Below are 4,060 nucleotides of genomic sequence, written 5' to 3' on the forward strand. Positions count from 1 at the left end.
AAAGATAAAGGAACCCGTAATACTTTGAGGATACTCAAAGATTTACAGTGAGATGCACACAACAAAGCATCAGAAATTACGGATACGTTAGTATTCGGAATGAGCGATTAAAGCTCTAAAATTGATAGTAAGCGAAAGCTTAATATACAAATTTTAGAGAGTTTGATCCTGGCTCAGGACGAACGCTGGCGGCGTGCCTAACACATGCAAGTCGAACGGAACTTTTTTAAAAGATTTCTTCGGAATGAATTTGATTAAGTTTAGTGGCGGACGGGTGAGTAACGCGTGAGTAACCTGCCTCTAAGAGGGGAATAACATTCTGAAAAGAATGCTAATACTGCATAACATATATTTATCGCATGGTAGATATATCAAAGATTTATCGCTTAGAGATGGACTCGCGTCCGATTAGTTAGTTGGTGAGGTAATGGCTCACCAAGACTGCGATCGGTAGCCGGACTGAGAGGTTGAACGGCCACATTGGGACTGAGACACGGCCCAGACTCCTACGGGAGGCAGCAGTGGGGGATATTGCGCAATGGGGGAAACCCTGACGCAGCAACGCCGCGTGAAGGATGAAGGTCTTCGGATTGTAAACTTCTTTTATTAAGGACGAAGAAAGTGACGGTACTTAATGAATAAGCTCCGGCTAACTACGTGCCAGCAGCCGCGGTAATACGTAGGGAGCAAGCGTTGTCCGGATTTACTGGGTGTAAAGGGTGCGTAGGCGGCTTTGCAAGTCAGATGTGAAATCTATGGGCTCAACCCATAGCCTGCATTTGAAACTGCAGAGCTTGAGTGAAGTAGAGGCAGGCGGAATTCCCCGTGTAGCGGTGAAATGCGTAGAGATGGGGAGGAACACCAGTGGCGAAGGCGGCCTGCTGGGCTTTAACTGACGCTGAGGCACGAAAGCGTGGGTAGCAAACAGGATTAGATACCCTGGTAGTCCACGCTGTAAACGATGATTACTAGGTGTGGGGGGTCTGACCCCTTCCGTGCCGGAGTTAACACAATAAGTAATCCACCTGGGGAGTACGGCCGCAAGGTTGAAACTCAAAGGAATTGACGGGGGCCCGCACAAGCAGTGGAGTATGTGGTTTAATTCGAAGCAACGCGAAGAACCTTACCAGGTCTTGACATCCTACTAACGAGATAGAGATATGTTAGGTGCCCTTCGGGGAAAGTAGAGACAGGTGGTGCATGGTTGTCGTCAGCTCGTGTCGTGAGATGTTGGGTTAAGTCCCGCAACGAGCGCAACCCTTGCTATTAGTTGCTACGCAAGAGCACTCTAATAGGACTGCCGTTGACAAAACGGAGGAAGGTGGGGACGACGTCAAATCATCATGCCCCTTATGACCTGGGCTACACACGTACTACAATGGACATAAACAGAGGGAAGCAAAACAGCGATGTGGAGCAAACCCCTAAAAATGTTCTCAGTTCAGATTGCAGGCTGCAACCCGCCTGTATGAAGATGGAATTGCTAGTAATCGCAGATCAGCATGCTGCGGTGAATACGTTCCCGGGCCTTGTACACACCGCCCGTCACACCATGGGAGCCGGTAATACCCGAAGTCAGTAGTCTAACCGCAAGGAGGACGCTGCCGAAGGTAGGATTGGCGACTGGGGTGAAGTCGTAACAAGGTAGCCGTATCGGAAGGTGCGGCTGGATCACCTCCTTTCTATGGAGAATTTATCAGATGAAACAAGCTGATATAACATCCAAGGTCAGTTACGGAAAAATTTATTTAATCGTTGTTTAATTTTCAGGGTCCTGCCCGAGATATACGGGGGTATAGCTCAGCTGGGAGAGCACCTGCTTTGCAAGCAGGGGGTCAGCGGTTCGATCCCGCTTATCTCCACCAAAGGCTTGAGGGAATAACCGAAAAGCCGGAAATATGGGCTTATAGCTCAGCCGGTTAGAGCGCACGCCTGATAAGCGTGAGGTCGGTGGTTCGAGTCCACTTAAGCCCACCAAGAGTACGAAAGTACTCAAAGAAAGTACCTTGAAAACTGAATAAAGTATAGCAGATAAAGCGAGAAAAGTAATTATTGACAGGTTTTAACAAGAAGAGTTGAATCTCGAAGCCTTTAAAGAATAGCGAAGAGAATGAAACTTGACAAACTCAAATAAGAGAAAGCGTTAAACGAAGGTAATAAATACTACAATTAGCTTAAAGGGTAATAAAAGATTAGTTAAAAACTAATGGCTTATTAAACTGCGAAAAAAGAGTAATTTACATTACAAAGAAGAACCAAAAGATATCTCATATGGTCAAGCTACAAAGAGCACAAGGGGAATGCCTTGGCACCGAGAGCCGAAGAAGGACGTGACTAACTGCGATAAGCTACGGGGAGCTGTAAGTGAGCGTTATATCCGTAGATTTCCGAATGGAGCAATCCGATTAGAGGAAAGTCTAATCATCATATACTGAATACATAGGTATATGAGGGGAACCGCCTGAACTGAAACATCTAAGTAGGGCGAGGAAGAGAAATCAACTGAGATTCCGTAAGTAGTGGCGAGCGAACGCGGAAGAGGCCAAACCTAATGTAGTAATATGTTAGGGGTTCGGACAGTATAATGAATTGTCGAGATTTAGCCGAATGTCATGGGAAGGGCAATCAAAGAAGGTGAAAATCCTGTAGGCGAAAAGTTAAGACATCAGACTGTATCCAGAGTACCGCCGGACACGTGAAACCCGGTGGGAATACGGGGGGACCATCCTCCAAGCCTAAATACTACTCGGTGACCGATAGAGAAGAAGTACTGTGAAGGAAAGGTGAAAAGCACCCCGGAAGGGGAGTGAAAGAGAACCTGAAACCTTGTGTTTACAAGCACCGAAAGTTCATCAACGAACGATCGGGTACCTTTTGTAGAATGGTCCGGCGAGTGAATGTAACTGGCAAGGTTAAGCACTTAAGGTGTGAAGCCGTAGCGAGAGCGAGTCTGAAAAGGGCGCATGAAGTCAGTTGTATTCGACCCGAAACCGGGTGACCTACCCATGTCCAGGCTGAAGTGCAGGTAAAACTTCATGGAGGGCCGAACCGACTCCCGTTGAAATGGTAGCGGATGAGGTGTGGGTAGCGGAGAAATTCCAATCGAACCCGGAGATAGCTGGTTCTCTCCGAAATAGCTTTAGGGCTAGCCTTGGAATAGATTACTGGAGGTAAAGCACTGAATTGGCTAGGGGCCGAGAGGTTACTGAACCTTATCAAACTAAGAATGCCAGATAATCGTTTTCCAGGAGTCAGACAGTGGGAGATAAGTTTCATTGTCAAAAGGGAAACAGCCCAGACCTACAGCTAAGGTCCCAAAGTATAGTTAAGTGGAAAAGGATGTGGAATTGCATAGACAACCAGGATGTTGGCTTAGAAGCAGCCACTCATTAAAAGAGTGCGTAATAGCTCACTGGTCGAGTGATTCTGCGCCGAAAATTTAACGGGGCTAAACTATACACCGAAGCTTAGGATACCGCAAGGTATGGTAGGAGAGCGTTCTGTACGGAGTGAAGTCGTAGCGAAAGCGGCGGTGGACTGTACAGAAGTGAGAATGCCGGAATAAGTAGCGAGAATTAAGTGAGAATCTTAATGGCCGAAAGTCTAAGGTTTTTGGAGGAAGGTTCGTCCGCTCCAAGTAAGTCGGGAGCTAAGGTCAGGCCGAAAGGCGTAGCCGATGCACAAACGGTTGATATTCCGTTACCGTCTACAATTTAAACAAAGGGACACATACAAAGCGTTTAACCTGGGCGATGGTTGACCCGGGCGCAAGGGACTGAAATTAGAGTAGGGAAGTAAATGTGGCGTATGGCGAGAAAAGCTTTGTGAATAGAAGTAGACGCCCGTACCGCAAACCGACACAGGTGGACAGGAAGAGAATTCTAAGGCCAGCGGGAGAAGGGTAGTTAAGGAACTCGGCAAATTGACTCCGTAACTTCGGAATAAGGAGTGCTCGAAAGAGCCGCAGAGAATAGGCCCAGGCGACTGTTTAGCAAAAACACAGGTCTCTGCCAAATCGAAAGATGAAGTATAGGGGCTGACACCTGCCCGGTGCCGGAAG

General features: G+C 47.4%; 2 tRNA genes and 2 rRNA genes. All 4 read left to right on the top strand.

Annotation, left to right across the window (positions count from 1 at the left end):
• The first annotated feature begins 150 nt into the window (after positions 1-150).
• Positions 151-1,682, top strand: a 16S ribosomal RNA gene (locus I2E21_RS12035).
• A 107-nt stretch (positions 1,683-1,789) separates the two neighbouring features.
• Positions 1,790-1,865, top strand: a tRNA-Ala gene (locus I2E21_RS12040).
• A 35-nt stretch (positions 1,866-1,900) separates the two neighbouring features.
• A tRNA-Ile gene (locus I2E21_RS12045) sits at positions 1,901-1,977 on the top strand.
• 296 nt (positions 1,978-2,273) lie between these two features.
• A 23S ribosomal RNA gene (locus I2E21_RS12050) occupies positions 2,274-4,060 on the top strand; the annotation flags it as partial.

Origin of the sequence: Ruminococcus sp. BSD2780120874_150323_B10, from assembly GCF_015553695.1 — a bacterium.
GTDB classification, from domain to species: domain Bacteria; phylum Bacillota; class Clostridia; order Oscillospirales; family Acutalibacteraceae; genus Ruminococcoides; species Ruminococcoides intestinale_A.